Annotated in this window: 13 protein-coding genes, 1 tRNA gene and 1 other RNA gene; 8 read left to right on the forward strand and 7 right to left on the reverse strand. The window is 45.8% G+C overall.

The window, feature by feature from the left end:
• Nucleotides 1-339: 339 nt before the first annotated feature.
• From DYE66_RS11075 to DYE66_RS01180, 7 genes are all read right to left on the reverse strand, one after another.
• Nucleotides 340-4,230 (reverse strand): glycoside hydrolase family 66 protein, encoded by a 3,891-nt coding sequence (locus tag DYE66_RS11075; protein WP_115324800.1) that lies wholly within the window; start codon nucleotides 4,228-4,230, stop codon nucleotides 340-342.
• Nucleotides 4,231-4,591: 361 nt separating this feature from the next.
• Complete coding sequence (gene dtd / locus DYE66_RS01155) at nucleotides 4,592-5,035, reverse strand: D-aminoacyl-tRNA deacylase (RefSeq protein WP_002996135.1); 444 nt, start codon at nucleotides 5,033-5,035, stop codon at nucleotides 4,592-4,594.
• A 60-nt stretch (nucleotides 5,036-5,095) separates the two neighbouring features.
• A complete protein-coding gene (locus tag DYE66_RS01160; protein ID WP_044123693.1) occupies nucleotides 5,096-7,318 on the reverse strand; it encodes a RelA/SpoT family protein in 2,223 nt (740 codons plus the stop codon).
• Nucleotides 7,319-7,546: 228 nt separating this feature from the next.
• Nucleotides 7,547-8,293 (reverse strand): 16S rRNA (uracil(1498)-N(3))-methyltransferase, encoded by a 747-nt coding sequence (locus DYE66_RS01165; protein WP_002996310.1) that lies wholly within the window; start codon nucleotides 8,291-8,293, stop codon nucleotides 7,547-7,549.
• A gap of 6 nt (nucleotides 8,294-8,299) precedes the next feature.
• Complete coding sequence (prmA, locus tag DYE66_RS01170) at nucleotides 8,300-9,253, reverse strand: 50S ribosomal protein L11 methyltransferase (RefSeq protein WP_002996092.1); 954 nt, start codon at nucleotides 9,251-9,253, stop codon at nucleotides 8,300-8,302.
• Nucleotides 9,254-9,621: 368 nt separating this feature from the next.
• Nucleotides 9,622-10,386 carry a GIY-YIG nuclease family protein gene (locus tag DYE66_RS01175; RefSeq protein WP_420893812.1) on the reverse strand — a complete coding sequence of 255 codons (765 nt, stop codon included), beginning with the start codon at nucleotides 10,384-10,386 and terminating at the stop codon, nucleotides 9,622-9,624.
• A gap of 157 nt (nucleotides 10,387-10,543) precedes the next feature.
• Complete coding sequence (locus tag DYE66_RS01180) at nucleotides 10,544-11,014, reverse strand: DUF3013 family protein (protein ID WP_002996282.1); 471 nt, start codon at nucleotides 11,012-11,014, stop codon at nucleotides 10,544-10,546.
• Nucleotides 11,015-11,097: 83 nt separating this feature from the next.
• On the opposite strand from DYE66_RS01180, the gene DYE66_RS01185 reads away from it, so the two are divergent.
• From DYE66_RS01185 to DYE66_RS01220, 8 genes are all read left to right on the forward strand, one after another.
• Nucleotides 11,098-12,378 (forward strand): replication-associated recombination protein A, encoded by a 1,281-nt coding sequence (locus tag DYE66_RS01185; RefSeq protein ID WP_002996323.1) that lies wholly within the window; start codon nucleotides 11,098-11,100, stop codon nucleotides 12,376-12,378.
• Between the two features lie 73 nt (nucleotides 12,379-12,451).
• A non-coding RNA gene (gene ssrS, locus DYE66_RS01190) (6S RNA) lies at nucleotides 12,452-12,643 on the forward strand.
• A gap of 1 nt (nucleotide 12,644) precedes the next feature.
• Nucleotides 12,645-12,717, forward strand: a tRNA-Lys gene (locus DYE66_RS01195).
• A 56-nt stretch (nucleotides 12,718-12,773) separates the two neighbouring features.
• Entirely contained in the window at nucleotides 12,774-13,376 is a 603-nt protein-coding gene (locus tag DYE66_RS01200) for a DUF4947 domain-containing protein (protein ID WP_044123679.1), read from the forward strand.
• Between the two features lie 347 nt (nucleotides 13,377-13,723).
• The gene (gene dapD, locus DYE66_RS01205) at nucleotides 13,724-14,422 is read left to right on the forward strand and encodes a 2,3,4,5-tetrahydropyridine-2,6-dicarboxylate N-acetyltransferase (protein ID WP_002996111.1); all 699 of its coding nucleotides are present in this window, start codon (nucleotides 13,724-13,726) and stop codon (nucleotides 14,420-14,422) included.
• Nucleotides 14,423-14,529: 107 nt separating this feature from the next.
• A complete protein-coding gene (locus tag DYE66_RS01210; protein ID WP_002996072.1) occupies nucleotides 14,530-15,657 on the forward strand; it encodes an N-acetyldiaminopimelate deacetylase in 1,128 nt (375 codons plus the stop codon).
• A 78-nt stretch (nucleotides 15,658-15,735) separates the two neighbouring features.
• Nucleotides 15,736-16,275, forward strand: a complete 540-nt coding sequence (locus DYE66_RS01215) for a 5-formyltetrahydrofolate cyclo-ligase (RefSeq protein WP_002996326.1) — start codon at nucleotides 15,736-15,738, stop codon at nucleotides 16,273-16,275.
• A complete protein-coding gene (locus tag DYE66_RS01220; RefSeq protein ID WP_002996085.1) occupies nucleotides 16,259-16,945 on the forward strand; it encodes a rhomboid family intramembrane serine protease in 687 nt (228 codons plus the stop codon). The genes DYE66_RS01215 and DYE66_RS01220 overlap by 17 nt, the downstream gene beginning before the upstream one ends.
• Nucleotides 16,946-17,084: the final 139 nt, after the last annotated feature.

A 17,084-nucleotide genomic window follows, 5' to 3' on the forward strand; every position in this document is an offset into this window, starting at 1 on the left:
AGCCATTTCCTGCTATTTTGTCCTTCTGAGCCTCTTTTACTTTATTTTCCTTTTTACTCTTCAATAGTTGATATTGGACATAATGATTGATTGGTTATTGGGCAAGCTTAGAATTTTCTGGGAAATAAGGGAGAAAAGCCAGTAATCACAGGCCTTCCACCACCTGACTTGGCAGACCCAATGTGGGATTGACCGTCAGGCTTCCTTTAGCGTTTCTTCCATCAATTTTTTCTAAGTAGGGCTGGGCTAGGCTTGACCTCACAAAAGGCCAGAGGAATGAAAATCTCTTGATGGACTTTCATTCCTTGCCATTTTTCCCACCGCATCAATCAATGCCTCTTATTTTCTTTCGCGTTTAGCCAAGAGTCCAGTTGTACCGACAAAGGCAAGACCTAGTAGGATAATGAGTCCAACCGTCTTGTGATCCCCAGTCTTAGGCAACTTGTCTGATGAGGTCTTGGTGTTTTTCAAAACAGGTCTCATCTTCTTATCAGTCTTACCGCTAACGGATTCTTGGACACTGGAAATCTGTGGAGAGGCTGGTTGACCAACCTTCTCCAACTCAGTAGCCTCCTTAGGAAGTTCGGCCGGCTTTTGCTGGTCTTCTGTTTCCATTGAAGCCTTATCCTTATTAGCATCTGCTGCTGATTTTTTATCCTTGGCAGGATCAGATTCCTCAGGTGTATCAGCTTTTTCCTTCTTGACATCAGGAGTCGGATTTGGTACTAGAGGTAGGACTGGTTCCGTTTGTTCCTGTTTATTGGCATCCGCATTAGGATCCAGCGGTTGAGGATCAAGAGGTTTTTGACCTGAGTTACCTGGCTCCTTATCTGGAGTTGCTGAATTGCCAGAGTTATCGGTTGAAGGGTCCTTGCCTGAATCCTGATCAGACTTGTTAGGATCAAGATTTGGGCCAGCCTCATTGGACTTGTTTTTATCAGCATCGCTGGCTTCAGCGTTTTGTCCTGTATTTTCAGGAGTGGTTGGCTGGTCAGCTTCTGGCGCAGAAGCTTGCCCCTTGTCAGCATCTCCCTCTTGTTCTGGGTTAGCTGGAGTGCTTGGTTCTGGGCTAGGCTTGCTATTGGCAGGAGTTTGGTCAGACTGACCACTTGCCTGTTCTGGACTAGCCGGCTGGCTAGGAGCCGAAGCCTCTGGGGTCTTAGTCGACTCAGAAGGAGCTGGGCTGACTTGAGCTTCTGGTTGAGCCTGCTTAGTCGGCGCTACTGCTTCAGCTTGAGGTCTTGGCACACCAGTTTCAGCTTGAGCTTTGTCTTGCTCACTTGAACTTGGGGCACCAGTTTCTTGACCAGATTGGGTAGGCTCAGCTTGCTTAGCTGGACTGTCAGCTTGAGGACTTGCTTGACCTTGTGCAGTTGGAGCAACGTCTTCCTTGTTTGAACCTTCTTGAGCGACTGGTCCATTTGAACCAGCTTGCTCTGAATTTTCTTGAGCTTTTGGAACTTGGTCGCCCGCTGGAGCTTGGTTTTCTTGACGATTTGTTGGCTGGCTTGGACTTGCAGCTTGAGCTGCTGGTGTAGCCGTTTCAGCTTGAGGGGTCGCTTGACCTTGTGCTGGCTGAGCCACTTCTTCCTTAGACGAGTTCTCTTGCGCTACTGGCGCTTGAGCTTTATCTCCAGCTTGAACTTGGTCAACTGGCGCTGACTGTTCTTGGGCTTTCGCTTCTTCTTGAGCTGGCTGACTCGCTTGATTTTGGTCCGCTTGCGCATTGCTAGCTTGGTCTTGAGACGTCTTGTCATCACCAGCCTGGGCAGCAGGTGTTCCTGTTTGCTCTGCTTGAGGGGTAGATTTTTGATCGGCATTTGAGATATAAACCACATCCCAAAGGGTCAATTTAGGCACATTGATAATCAAGACTGGCTTACCATTTTCATCAGTTTCCACAGAAGCAGAAACCTTTTGCAGATTAGACTTAGACCAGTCATCTGGTGAGGTCACGTAGGTTTGCTTGGCCATACGCCTAGCATCTTCCATGGAGATATCACCAAGAGCATACCTAACGGTTAGGTTGGTTTGCTCGTCTGGAGTCTTGTTAGCGGCAGAGCCATCTTCGTTCTTCCAGTCAGAGTTAATTCCCATCAAGTTCAGGAGTTGAACGGTTCTAAAGTTATCGCCTTTTTTACCATAGGTCCACACTTGGTGGCCATTGATGCCCTTGGCATCGGTCGAAAGGAGCTGACCTTCTGAATTATAGGTATTGACTTGGGCATCATCATTTTCAACACCATCACGCAAGATATTTTCATAAGCGGTGACGAACTGTTGATAATCGTTGTTTTTACGGGTCAATTCGCTTGATGTTTTCAAGCTTTGAGTTGGATAATAAGCAGTTTGGAGAACACCAATACCTTGGCCTCCACCGCTTTCATCTTGCTGGTTGGCAAGGGCTGCTAGGGACATGTGGTAACCACCGGCAGCAGCGATTGAAGCAGAAGTCAAAAGAACGGCGTCCGTTTGCAGAGCTTTACCTGCTTCGGCATCATCCTTTGAACCACCCTTTTCGCTACCTTCCATATAGGCACCAACAATGAGGGATTTACCAGTTACCTTACGCACTTCATCAACACGAGCCTTGAGGTCGCCATATTCGGTCTGGCTACGGCCGTCACCGAGAGCTGAACCACCAAAGGGCCAGATTTCGTTGTAGATAACATCTTGGTTACCGTCCTTAAGGCGGTAAATTTGCTCACCGTTAACATCGTTTACGGTTAAGTAGTAGTTGGGTAATTTTTCTTTAATGGCGCGCAGGAATTCTGCATAACCTTCGGTCAACCAATGTTTTTTAGAAGGGTCATTGCTATCTTTATCAGCATAGTCATAAACTTCGTTATCTCCGATAGTATCACCTTGCCAACCGTCAAAGCCACCATTCTTCATGGCTTGGCCCATCTTGTCAGCAATGTAATCTTGCCAGAGTTTGCTGGTTGGGTTGTAGTAACGTTGAATTTGGACTTCCTCTTCTTGCCCGTCTTTTGGAATTTTTACGGTATAAGACATGGGTTGTCCTTGGGCACCATAACCACGGTCATCGCTATTATAGGCGTATTCCGTTTCTGGCAAAGCAGGAGCTTCACCAGTATTGGTGTTTTCAGCCAAAATCATGTTGTAGAGCATGGCAACAGCACCACCATCATGAACTTGGTTGACAATATCTTTTACGGCTTGGGTATCAATTTCAGAACCACTCCAAGTGTTCCAATCTTGTTTAAAGGTGGCTTCATCACTTGGGAAGGGGTTGGTAGCAGTCTTGTAAACATCATAGAAGAAATATGAATTGATGTTCATATTCTTCATCTTTTCAATTTCTGCACGGTAACGGTCAGCATCCTTAGACAGAAGGCTGTTGCTGGTATCTTGTGAACCCCCAACAATTCCGTAACGGGGGAATTTGGTCCAATCACTTTCAACGGCAATAGCCTTGTTGACTTGGCTGAGAGTATTGTTGTCAGCGTCAGCTACCTTAATTTTCAGCAGGTAGCCATGATTGTTCTCAAATTGTGAGCCAGGAATCTTCAAGTCACCAGCCTGCATCTTGTAGCCTTCACCGGCTTTGAGGTGCTTAGAGAACTTGTAGGTTCCAAGTTTGTTGTCAACATAATAGACATCCGCATAAACGGTAATGTCCTGTTCCTTGTCTGTTGTATTTTTAAAATCAACAGAGAGGTTGACATCTTCACCTGAACGATAGCTGGCCTTGTCGGCGGATAGGTCGACAATGGCATCGCCCGTTTGTGAAGAAAGGACAGACCGAGTGGCGGTTAGCTGAGCGCTGGTCGCTCGGATGACACCAGGTCCGTCGTTCTTGTCTGTGTTGGATGATTGGTTTTGACTGGCAGTTTGCGTTTGAGGATCAGCCAGAGTTTCCACTGAAGTCGTTTCTGAAGCGGGTGCTTGGGAAACGGATTCAGGTGGTGTTTGCTCGATAGGATCCTGAGCTTCTGTACTAGATTCAGAATTCTCACTATCTTGATCTTGCTGATTCTGAGGCTTCAAACTCAAATTGCTGGTCTCCTCTTCCTTTGCTGGACTGGCTTCTTCAGCTTGCGGCTGGCTCTGCTCGCCAAGGCCTTGCGATGGACGAACAACCGTAGTAGCTTCATCAGCTACCTGGCTCGGTTGATTGGCAAACTCATCGGCATGAGCAGGCTTAGCCGAAATGGAAAAGACCATTCCGAAAGCAAGTAAACATAACATGCTAGGGAGAGATAGCATTCGGTTTTTCACGGCCGGTTTCTCCTTCTAATTTTTTATGATTGAGCTCTCCTTGAAAGGCGCTCAAAACATAAATGTATTTTACTGAAAATTTATGAAAACACAACCCGAATACTTGAAAAGAGAAACTTCTTTCATACCCAAAACTATTTTGATTTTACTGGCTTTGTAAAGAAAAGAAAGGCCGAGTCCTGCTAACTCAGCCTTTCTCAAGGGCATAAAACTCCAAGCGTTAAAATTATTACTATTTGGTTACAATATATGAACATTTTAATGTTTGAAATAATTTTATCCGCCAAACACTTCTAGAAGTCCCTGACAAACTCTCATTAGTCCCAGCGCCTAAGGCCTCTAAGGAGACTTAAGGATTTTTACTGTCCAAGATTATCGTCACCGGTCCATCGTTGACCAGAGAGACCTGCATGTCTGCTCCAAACTCTCCTTGTTCAAGAACCAAGCTTTCCGAAAGAATTTGGTTGAAGTCCTGATAGAGTTTTCTGGCCATTTGGGGTGGGGCTGCCTGGGTAAAGGCAGGCCGATTCCCCTTTTTCGTACTGGCATAGAGGGTGAATTGGGATACGGAAAGGATTTGTCCGCCAATTTCCAGAACCGAGAGATTCATCTTGCCTGCAGGGTCCGAGAAAATCCTCATATTAAGGACTTTACGGGCCATATAGTCTAAATCCTCAGGGCCATCATCTGGACCAATGCCAACCAGTAAAAGGAGCCCCTGGCTAATTGAAGCGACCATTTTTTCATCAATAGTCACCTGGGCTTGACGAACTCTTTGTAAAATAATTTTCATAATAGTTCAAGAGCCTCCTTTTGGTTTGTTGGGTCCGAAATCGAAGTATTAGGTATGATTTTAACCATTTGTGCGTTTTACGGAATAGACATCCGGAACCACCTTGACCTTATCCACCACCGTCGTTAAGGTGGTTAAATTAGGGATTTTAAAGCTGACATGAATATTGGCAAACTTCATATCCTTGGTCGGTTGGGCATTGACTGTGGAAATATTCTTGGTTTGGGTAGAGAGGATTTGTAGGATGTCATTGAGGAGACCTGAACGATTGAGACCATAAATGTCAATCTCGGCCAGGTACTCTTGACCAGCCTGGCTAGATTCATCCCACTCAACATCAATCAATCTTTGCTCATAGCCGTCTTGACTCTTGATATTGTGACAGTCGGCTCGGTGGATGGCCACCCCACGCCCCTTGGTAATATACCCTTCGATAGGATCCCCAGGAACTGGGTTACAACATTTGGCAATCCGCATCAGCAGACCAGAGGAACCTTGGATGATGACTCCGTTTTCACTCTTGACCTTGAGAACATCTTTATTCTGGTGTTTGACCTCGCCACCATTCATCAATTCATCGGCCTCTGCCTTGGCCTTGGCCCGCTCTTCCTCTCGTCTTTCTTTTTCTGTCAGACGATTAAAGACTGCAGCGGGACTAATTTCACCAAAACCAATGGCCGCATAAAGGGCTTCCTCGCTACGAACACTCAGCCTTGGGAGAATTTCATCAATATGCTTTTTGTCCAAATACTTATTGGCCACATAGCCCTGCTCTTGGAAGTAATCAACCAGAAGCTCACGCCCCTTGCTGATGGACATTTCCTTGTCTTGGTTCTTGAAAAATTGACGAATCTTATTGCGGGCCTTGGTGGTCTTGACCAGCTTAATCCAGTCCCGACTAGGACCAAAGGAATTCTGATTGGTAACAATTTCCACCACATCACCGGTCTTGAGCTTGGCTGTCAGAGGGACCATCCGACCATTGACCTTAGCCCCAACAGCCTTCTCACCGACTTGGGTGTGGATGGCATAAGCAAAATCAATCGGACCAGAGTCTCTGGGTAATTCCTGAACATCCCCCGATGGCGTAAAGACATAAATCCGGGCAGAGAAGATATCCTCCTTGACCGAATCGACAAATTCCTGGGCATCGCCATTGGAGCCTGCCTGCAATTCAACCAAGTCCTGAATCCAGTTCATCCCGATAGCTGACTCTTGAGCGTCAACCTTGCCCTTGATCCCTTTTTTGTAGGCCCAGTGGGCAGCAACCCCGTATTCAGCCACTTCATGCATCTCTTGGGTCCGAATTTGGATTTCAATTGGGCCTTTGGGACCGTAAACCGTCGTATGGATGGATTGATAACCATTAGATTTAGGGTTGGCAATATAGTCCTTGAAACGCCCAGGCATAGGGCGCCAAAGTTCATGGATATAACCCAACATGGCATAAACATCACTAGGAGTATCCATAATACAGCGAATGGCAATCAAATCATAAATCTGGTCGAAACGTTTCCTCTTGTCCCGCATTTTACGGTAAATCGAATAGATATGCTTGGGCCGACCATAGATCTTTCCTTGAAGCCCTTGCTCAGCCGTATAAGCCTTGATTTTTTCAACAATCTCATCAACCAGACTTTCGCGTTCCCGCCTTTTCTCGTGCATCATATGGGAAATCTTGTAGAATTCTGCCTCATTGAGATAGCGAAAGGCTAAATCTTCCAGCTCCCACTTGATTGCACTAATCCCCAAACGATGGGCTAGGGGGGCATAGATTTCCATGGTTTCACGAGATATACGTTTTTGTTTATCAGGCCGTAAATGTTTTAGGGTTCGCATATTGTGAAGGCGGTCTGCCAATTTAACCAGAATGACCCGAATATCCTTGGACATGGCCATGAGCATCTTGCGATGATTTTCCGCCAACTGCTCCTCGTGAGACTTATATTTCACCTTACCCAGTTTGGTGACCCCATCAACAATTTGGCTGACTTTTAGGCCAAAATCTCTTTCAAGATCCTCCAGGGTAACCTCTGTATCCTCTACCACGTCGTGGAGGAAACCACAGGCAACCGTCACCGCATCCAGCTGGAGACCTGCCAAAATTCCTGCCACCTGAATAGGGTGAACAATATAGGGCTCACCCGATTGGCGCTTCTGAGTCTTATGGGCTTCTGTTGCATAATCTAAGGCCTTTTGAACTATAGCTACATCATCTGGAGTCATATAGGTCTTAACCAAATCAACAACTTCTGGACCTGTTAGGTTTGGATTCCTCGCCATCTTGATACCTCTAACTAAAACTTGAATCTGGTCTGTGAAAATGCCCTGCAAGTCCCTATGAAAGCCTGCGGCCAGCAAATTCTCCGACCTAAGTTGCCTTAATTTTAACACTTTTCCAATGGGAAGGAAAGATGAAAGAAATTAGGAACTAGGAATAAAAATCTCACCTCAGATCATTACTTGCTAGCTAGAACCGGAAATGTAAAAAAACGCCTCGACAGGCGCTCTTTAAAATTTTAGTAATTCTGTATAAAAGCTAACCGCACTCAGGGCATAGAGGGGGGCGGTTTCGGCTCGCATAATCCGAGGGCCTAGCCCGACTGGAATGGCTCCTGACTTTTCAAACTCAGCCAGCTCTTGAGGAGAAATGCCTCCTTCGGGTCCGAAGATAAAGAGCAGTTTATCACCCGATTGGCTCTGTCTGAGGGAGCTAGCTAAAGTAGACAATTCCCCAGCCTTGGCACTTTCCTCGTAAGCCAGAAAAATTTTATCAAAGTCAGGCAACTGCTTCAACAAGTCCTTCTTCTTCTCAAATAGTTTAACCTGAGGCAGGCGATTACGCTTGGACTGCTGGGCTGCACCTAGGGCAATTTTAGCCAGCTTGTCCTCCTTCTTAGCTAACTTTTTGCCGTCCCATTTGACGACCGACCAGTCGGCAGGGAAGGCCCAGATAGCATCCGCCCCCAGCTCGGTGGCTTTTTGCGTTAACCAATCCAATTTATCTCCCTTGGGAAAGCCCGAGGCAATGGTAACCGAGACAGGCAATTCGACATTATCTTCCAAACCCTGGAGAATTTCAAAGGTCTGACTGTCCACATTTAGGACCCTAGCCAAGCGTTTAATGCCGTCATCAAAGACCAAGGTTACCTTATCGTCCGCTTTCAAACGCATGACCTGAAACATGTGTTTAAGCGTGTCCTTATCCTTAATCGTTAAGGGATTTTCAGGCCGTCCTTTCACAAAGTATTGTTGCACCTGACTCTATCCCCCAATCACGCCCGACAAGTCATCGGTCTTTTTGAAAATCAGGGTATTCCACTCCCCTTGAACCATCTGGGTCTCCAGTAAGAAACCACTAGTGTAGGCTGCTTCTAGAATCAAATCTAATTTCTCAGCGATTATCCCCGAAAGAATCAGATAGCCCTCTTCCCTAACCAGACGGTAGGCATCATCGGTCAGATTCACCAAAATATCAGCTAGGATATTGGCCACAATGACATGGGCCTCCTGGTCCACACCTTCCAAGAGATTACCCGTAGCCACATGGACATTGGCCATATCAGGGTTGAGGTCAATATTTTCCTGAGCCACCCGAATAGCCACCTCATCTAGGTCATAGGCGTAGATATCCTTGGCACCAAGCAGGGAGCTGGCGATGGAGAGCACACCCGAACCCGTCCCAACATCCAAGACGGTTTCACCACCACGCAGAACCTGCTCCAAGGCGAAGAGACTCATCTTGGTTGTCGGATGGGTGCCCGTTCCAAAGGCCATGCCAGGATCCAACTTAATGATTTTCTCTCCTGGCCCAGCTTGATATTCCGTCCAGGAGGGGACAATGGTCAAATCATGGCTGATACGGGTTGGTTGGTAGTATTTTTTCCAGTTTTCCGCCCAGTCTGCCTCGGCCAATTCATGGCTAGAAAGCTCTGCCTGACCTGTCTTCAAGCCAAATTCTGGTAGCTCTTGAATGGCTTGATTAACCTGTGCCTTAATGGCTTCAATTCCCATGGATTCAGGATAGTAGGCCGTAATTTTGACCTGATCCGACTGCTCAACCTCAGGAAAGAGCTCGCCATACTTGCCAACAGGACCTAAATAGTCGGCACTATCTGTAATGGCCACGCCCTGACTACCCGATTCCACCAAAATATTGGCAACCGCCTCCTGGGCCTCACGATTAACCGTCACCGTCAACTCTTGCCACTTGTCCATGATAAACCTCCTCATGATTTACAGTACCCTCATTATAGCATAGAAAAGGAAGGTAACCCTCTCAAGAGCCCCTTCCAAGCTAGTCTTCTAGTAAAAAGTTTTTGAAGTAGACTTTAAAAACTTTCCATTTTCGAGAATTTTTAAAGTCTATTTAAAGGGCACCTCTAAATACTCAATAAAATTGCGATTTTGTCGTTACAATTGTTGCTAAATCAACACTTTAATTTAAAAGTTTGGGGTTTTTAGAGGTGCCCTAAATAATTATGGGCGCTTTCAAGGTATCGGTATTCAAAAAGAAGATAGTTTTAACGCAATCAGGCGCTAAATATTTTTTGGAAGGAAAAGCTTTCTACGTTTTTTCAAGATTTTTACTCCTTGATTTCTTGCTCTTCTAAATCTCTTAAACTAGCCCCTTGCTCATCTTTCCAGTCAGTACGACCGTTAGTGTGCTTGCCTAAGATAAAGGCAGCCGCATATGACGGGCTGTTAAAGAGTTGATTTTCTTGTAATATCCCTTCTTTTATTATGCCTGCTTCTTGTAAGTCCTTACGCATTTTTTTGACGACCGCAGGAATTTTTGGTGAATCCATTAACTCAACCATGCTCCCCTTTAAGACAACAAATCCTTCTGTTGTCCGTTTACAAGTTGCCTGAATAGTTGTGTTTGATTTTTTACTCTTGCGATTGAGATAAAAAATTTTTGTATCAGCTTTTTCGCCTATATTTCCTAGCTCTGACTTTGTAACCATCGGCACAAATAGCTTATAGCCTAGGGTACCAATAATAATGATGGCATTCTCTACCACTTCATCTAACTCGGATTTCTTTTCTTCGGTTACATTACCAAGGTTTGGCTCGTTCCCATTTTTAACGATGAACCGCCCCGTCTCTTTTGCTAGGTTGGTAAATCTATTTTCAAGATAACTAATCTCTGTGGGACCAAAAGAGTTATTCTGGGTCGTCAGAATAATCACATCATTAAAATAGTCACTGTGTGAATCTCTGGTATGTTCTTGTACACGAAACAAAACGCCCTCACCATTCTTTCGGCTTGTAGCTTGGCCAATATAGGTCACATCCTTTTGCCTTTCATCATCCTTGCCAAATAAAAAGTAGATGCCACTTTGTTTCAATTCCTGACGGTCTCTTAGCTTGTTGAGTTGGATTCTGGGAATTTTATAAATAACCCCTATCCAGTTAGACAGGGTACATTTTATTCTTCCTGTTACCTCGCCGTCCATCAAAAAGATTTAATGTTTTTGCTTCGATTTCTCATCTTTTCTCCCTAGATTAATACCTCGGATAACCATACCACTCCGTTTCTACCAACTTCTCCTTGCCTTTTTCAAAGGCTCGGTCGTCCCAATGGAGGCTGAATTCTTGGATGGTATCATCTGCTAGGAAGTCCATGAGGTCGCTGAGGCCCTCGGTGGCGACGGTGTTGAGGCTCTCGGCAAAGTAGGCCAGAAACTCTCTGGACAAGCCCTTCTTAGGCTGGTAGGGAACGGCCACCAAGTAGTCCTCGGGATTAAAGCGAGACTTTTGGGGATTGTAGAAGATAACGTAGTCCTCAAAGAGAATGTCTTGGTCGGAGCTCTCTCCTTGGTCATCGACCGTCTCGATAGCAGCGCTATTTTGTGCCTCTAGAGCAAAGGCCACTTCTACCGCATGGTTTTTCTTGTCCCAATCCATGGCGAAGTCATAGTCCAAGTGCTGCTCCAGCTCTTCCTCCAGTACCGACAGAAATCCATAGTTAGCCATCTGCTCTCCTCTTCTTGTTTGGTGCTTTTTTGTGTTACAATAATTCTATCATAAAAATCAACATTTAAAAGGAGCTGTAAGCTATGACAGCCAATCTAGCCCTGCGGATGCGGCCCAAAACTATTGATGACATTATCGGCCAAGAGCACATGGTTGGCCAGGGTAAAATTATCCGTCGCATGGTGGAAGCCAATCGGCTCTCTTCCATGATTCTCTATGGGCCACCTGGCATTGGTAAGACCTCTATCGCCTCAGCCATCGCCGGAACGACCAAATTTGCCTTTCGCACCTTTAATGCCACGACCGACAGTAAGAAACGCTTACAGGAAATCGCAGAGGAAGCTAAGTTTTCTGGTGGTTTAGTCCTTATGTTGGATGAAATCCACCGGCTGGACAAGACCAAGCAGGATTTCCTCTTGCCCCTCTTAGAAAACGGTAATATCATTATGATTGGGGCAACCACCGAAAATCCCTTTTTCTCTGTCACTCCTGCCATTCGCTCACGGGTGCAAATCTTTGAGCTGGAGCCTCTGTCCCCAGACGACATTAAGACTGCCCTAAAACGGGCTATTTCTGACAAGGAGCGAGGCTTTGACTTTGATATCAAGCTCGACGATGATGCCCTTGACTTTATTGCCACAGCCACCAATGGCGACCTACGCTCGGCCCTAAATTCTCTGGAGTTAGCCGTCCTGTCTACCCAGCCTAACCAAGAGGGCCTGCGACATATCAGTTTGGATACTGTAGAAAATAGCCTGCAGCGCTCCTACATTACTATGGATAAAAATGGGGACGGCCACTACGATGTTCTCTCCGCCCTGCAAAAGTCCATCCGGGGCTCCGATGTCAATGCCAGCCTGCACTATGCCGCTCGCTTGATTGAAGCTGGTGACCTGCCCAGTCTGGTCCGTCGCCTGACCGTCATTGCCTATGAAGATATTGGCTTGGCTAACCCCGATGCCCAAGTGCATACCGTAACGGCCCTAGAAGCCGCACAAAAGATTGGTTTTCCAGAAGCACGGATTCTTATTGCCAATGTCGTGATTGACCTGGCCCTTTCCCCTAAATCCAATTCTGCCTATCTGGCTATGGATGCTGCCCTGGCTGATTTACGGAAATCGGGTAACCTCTCCATTCCTCGCCATTTACGGGATGACCACTATAAGGGCAGTAAGGAATTAGGGAATGCCCAAGATTATCTCTATCCCCATCATTATCCGGAAAAGTGGGTCAAGCAACAATATCTTCCAGATAAACTTTTAGGGAAGAATTATTTTTCGGCCAATGAAACCGGCAGATATGAGCGTGCATTAGGGGCCAATAAGGACCGTATTGACAAGCTTTCGAGGCAAAATTCTGAATAAAATTAGGGGATTTTAATAAAAAATCGAATTTTCCTCTTGAAATAATTTTCAAAAATGGTATGATAAGAACATAAAACTGCTGTGGTATACGAATCCACATCACTGTGTTGACCGACTAAATCTTTGTATTTTGGGGAACATAAGTCTTCTTGCAGTATGCAGGCCGTCTCACACGGAAGCAACTAAGCAAGAGCGAGTTACCCACCTGCTTTAACTTGCGGGTTCAATACAAAACGTGGATCATCGGTACCAATACAGCTCTTTCTCCTTCCTTAGCTCAGTTGGTAGAGCAGTGGACTCTTAATCCATGGGTCGTAGGTTCGAGTCCTACAGGGAGGATAATCTTAACAGTTAAAGCCTATGAGAGTAGGCTTTTTATTGACTAGGGGTTTATGATGAGAAGAAGAATAATTTTACTGATATGCCTCCTGGCAACCAGTAGTTTTTTGGTAGCCTGTAGCCCCCAAAACCAGTCTAGCAAGTCTGCTCACAAGGCTAGTGCCAGTTCGACTGGGGAGGGAAGCAAGCCCAGCACCAAGGAAAAGTATGGCAATGAAAGTCGCCATCCGACAGACTTACCCAAGGATGCGGATTCTGCCAAGACAGATAAGATCTATGCGACAGACGGTAGCGAGATTTATTACGAAGGTTCCAATTCTGGCTTGACTGCCTCGGCACCTGAATATAAGGGCTACACAGCCGATAAGGTCAAGAAAATCTTGGGTAACCCAAACCTTACCTTCAAGACTAGCTCAGATATTATTGATGCTCTGAGGCAGGAAGAGCCCCAACGGATTATTAGTCTTTTTAAAAATAGTGATATTACACAAGAGGAAGCTCGTGCCTTCGCCTGGAAGGCTGTTGACTTCGCCCTTAATAATAGTGGCCACTATTATATCTATTACTATAAGGAAAAAGATATCATCCTGCTCTTTAATTGCGATAATGATAATCTCGTCTATATCACCCCCAACCCCACCTATGTTTATTGGCGATAAAATTTGATAAAGCAGTAATCCCGCAAGGGATTTTTTCTTGGCTTAATTTCGAGTGGATAACCAAGACTTTGCATCTTGTCCTTGTGCCCTGCTAGGTGGGGGGCAACCAGCCCTTTGAGTTATACTCAATAAAAATCAAAAATAGCCAAGGCAACGAACTGCAGACAGTACTTGGGTACGGCAAAGTGAGTTAACGATGGATAGTTTTGATTTTTGAAGAGCATTAGGTAGATAAAAATTGCAAAGTAATCCTGACAAACCCAGTCGCTAGTAACTAAAAAAGTCATCACCAAATTTTCTGAATTTTTGGTATAATAGGGGCTAAACAAAATGGAATGGAGACTCGCATGACTGCTCAAAAAATGACCGCTCAAGAAATTATCGCTTATATCGGAAATGCCCAAAAGAAAACCCCTGTCAAGGTGACCTTTGAGGGGCAACTGTCTGGTTCTGTCCCAGCATCAGTGACCAAGCTAGGTAATGTTCTTTTGGGCGACTGGCAGGAAATTCAACCCCTCTTGGCTAACCTGACTGAAAACAAGGACTATGTGGTTGAACAAGATGGGCGTAACTCTGCTGTTCCTCTTTTGGACAAGCGAAATCTCAATGCCCGCATTGAACCTGGAGCTATTATTCGTGACCAAGTCACTATCGAAGACAATGCCGTTGTCATGATGGGGGCTGTTATCAATATCGGGGCTGAAATTGGTGCTGGTACCATGATTGATATGGGCGCTATCCTGGGTGGCCGTGCTACTGTCGGTAAAAACAGCCATATCGGAGCTGGGGCCGTCTTAGCCGGTGTCATCGAGCCTGCTTCTGCCGAACCAGTGCGCATTGGGGATAATGTCTTAGTTGGAGCCAATGCCGTTGTTATTGAAGGGGTTCAAGTGGGAAATGGCTCTGTCGTTGCGGCTGGTGCCATTGTCACCCAAGATGTTCCAGAAAACGTTGTGGTCGCTGGCGTTCCAGCCCGTGTAATCAAGACAATTGATGCCAAGACCCAACAAAAAACGGCCTTGGAAGATGCCCTGCGCAATCTCTAAGATTGAGGATAGAGAGTTAGTTGCTCTCTTTTCTTATGTCTAGCCCATGAGTTGGTCCCAGCGAGCCAGAGTGCTTGGCTGACTTAACAGAAAAAGAAGGAGTTTTTATGTTAGACCTAATTAAAATCCGTCGGGATCTCCACCAGATTCCTGAAATTGGCTTGGAAGAGTACGAAACACAAGTCTACCTACTTGATAGAATTGCACAAATTACTCAAGGCAAGCCCTTTGTTAAACAAAGAAACTGGCGGACTGGAATTTTAGTCTTCCTCCAAGGTAGTGATCCTCAAAAAACGGTGGGCTGGCGTACCGACATTGATGGCCTTCCAGTTGAAGAAGACACTAATCTGCCCTTCACCAGTCAGCACCAAGGTCGCATGCATGCCTGTGGGCACGACATCCATATGACCACTGCCCTTGGGCTTCTAGATAGCATGGTGCAAAAACAACCCAAAAACAACCTCCTCTTTCTCTTTCAACCGGCTGAAGAAAATCTGGCTGGTGGTAAGCTCATGTATGAGGAGGACGCCTTTGGAGATTGGAAACCTGATGAATTCTACGGCCTTCACGTTCGACCTGATCTCAAGGTGGGCGATATTGCGACCAATACCCATACGCTATTTGCAGGGACCTGCGAAACCCTGATAACCTTCAAGGGGACCGGAGGCCATGCGGCCTTCCCTCACAAGGCTAATGATGCCTTGGTTGCTGCCGCTTACTTTGTGACCCAGGTGCAAACCATTGTTAGCCGCAATGTAGATCCCATTGAGGGGGCTGTTGTGACCTTCGGTTCTCTACATGCGGGAACGACCAATAATGTCATTGCGGAAGAAGCTAAATTGCATGGAACCATCCGCACCTTAACCCAGGAAATGAACCTCCTAACCCAAAAACGCCTGCAAGAAATTGCCCACGGGGTTGCCCAATCCTTTGACCTAGAAGTTGAAATTGAGCTGATTCAGGGAGGCTACCTACCTGTTGAAAACGACCCTGAGATGGCCAAAGACTTGATGGCCTTCTTTGACCAAGAGACGGATGCTCATTTGATTGACATTCTGCCAGCTATGACTGGGGAAGATTTTGGATACCTGCTTCACCAGATTCCTGGTGTCATGTTCTGGCTGGGAGTCGACTCTGACTATCCCCTGCACAGTCCAAAGATGAGCCCCAAGGAAGAGGCCCTGCCCTTTGCAGTTGAGGCCATCAGCAAGTTTTTAGACCATCGTGTCAATTAATCCCAGTCTGCTCCTTTTGGGCAGGCTTTTTCTTTGGTCGTGACTGTCAATTCACAGGAAAAATGGTAAGATAGAACCATGTTGAAAAAAGAAATTCGCCAAAGTGTTTTAAGACAGTTAAAGGCCCAGGATAAGGAGCGTAAAGCTAAACTTGACAGAGCTTTACTAGAGCAGCTTCTAGCTAGTCCAAACTACCAAAAGGCAAAAACCCTAGCAACTTATCTGGCTTTTGACTTTGAATACGATACCCAAACTCTCATTGAGCGGGCCCAGAAAGACGGAAAAGTCGTATTAGTACCCAAAACCTACCCAAAAGGTCGTATGATTTTTACGGAATACAAGCCAAATGAGTTAGAAATGAGTAAATTTGGCCTTTTAGAACCTAAAAGTGACCAGGCCTTTGCCAAAGATAAGATTGACCTCATTCATGTCCCTGGCCTTGCCTTTAATAGCCAAGGTTACCGTATCGGTTTTGGAGCTGGTTTTTATGACCGCTACCTGGACGATTTCCAAGGAAGCACGATGAGTACCATTTACCCTTGCCAGGAGGTTGATTTCCGCTCTGACCCTCATGATATTCCCGTAAGAAAGGTTTTTACCTATGCTCAAGGATTTTAAAAAATACCCTGCCACCTATAGCTTGTTGACCCTCACGCTTCTAGTATTTCTAGCTTTACAGTTGGTTTACTTTGGTGAGGCTACCAGCAGTCTGGCCATCTATAATTTTGGAGGAATGTTTGGCAGAGCTGTCCAGTATGACCATGGACAAATTTGGCGACTGATTTCCCCTATCTTCGTTCACATCGGTTGGGAGCACCTTATTTTTAACGGAGTCACCCTCTATTTTGTTGGCCGTATCGCCGAAGACCTCTGGGGCCCAGGAAAATTTCTTATCCTCTATCTTCTCGCAGGGCTAATGGGCAATGCTGCTACCCTGTTTTTCACACCTACTGTTGTCTCAGCTGGCGCCTCAACCTCCCTTTTTGGGCTCTTTGCTGCCGTCGTCATTGTCGGCTACATTGGCAACAACTCTGTTCTCAAGCAGGTGGGTAGACAATTTTTGATCTTAATCCTTCTTAATCTGGCTTTTAATCTCATGGATCTGCTGTCAGGTCATCCTAGTATCAGTATCGTCGGTCATTTTTGGGGGCTCATCGGTGGAGGCCTAGTAGCCCTTTTCCTTCCTATGAAACGTTACCGTTCTGGCATACCAGTCAGTCTGAAAATCACTGCACTCATTGCCTATCTGGTCTTCTCACTTGGCATGATTTACCTAGCCATCTCCTAATACTCAATAAAATCAAAAATAGCCAAGGCAACGAACTGCAGGCAGTACTTGGGTACGGCAAAGTGAGCTAACGATGGATAGTTTTGATTTTTGAAGAGTATAACTTGTGAATGGCTTGGCCAAGGTTGTCACAAACCAT

It is taken from the genome of Streptococcus downei MFe28 (assembly GCF_900459175.1).
Lineage (GTDB): Bacteria > Bacillota > Bacilli > Lactobacillales > Streptococcaceae > Streptococcus > Streptococcus downei.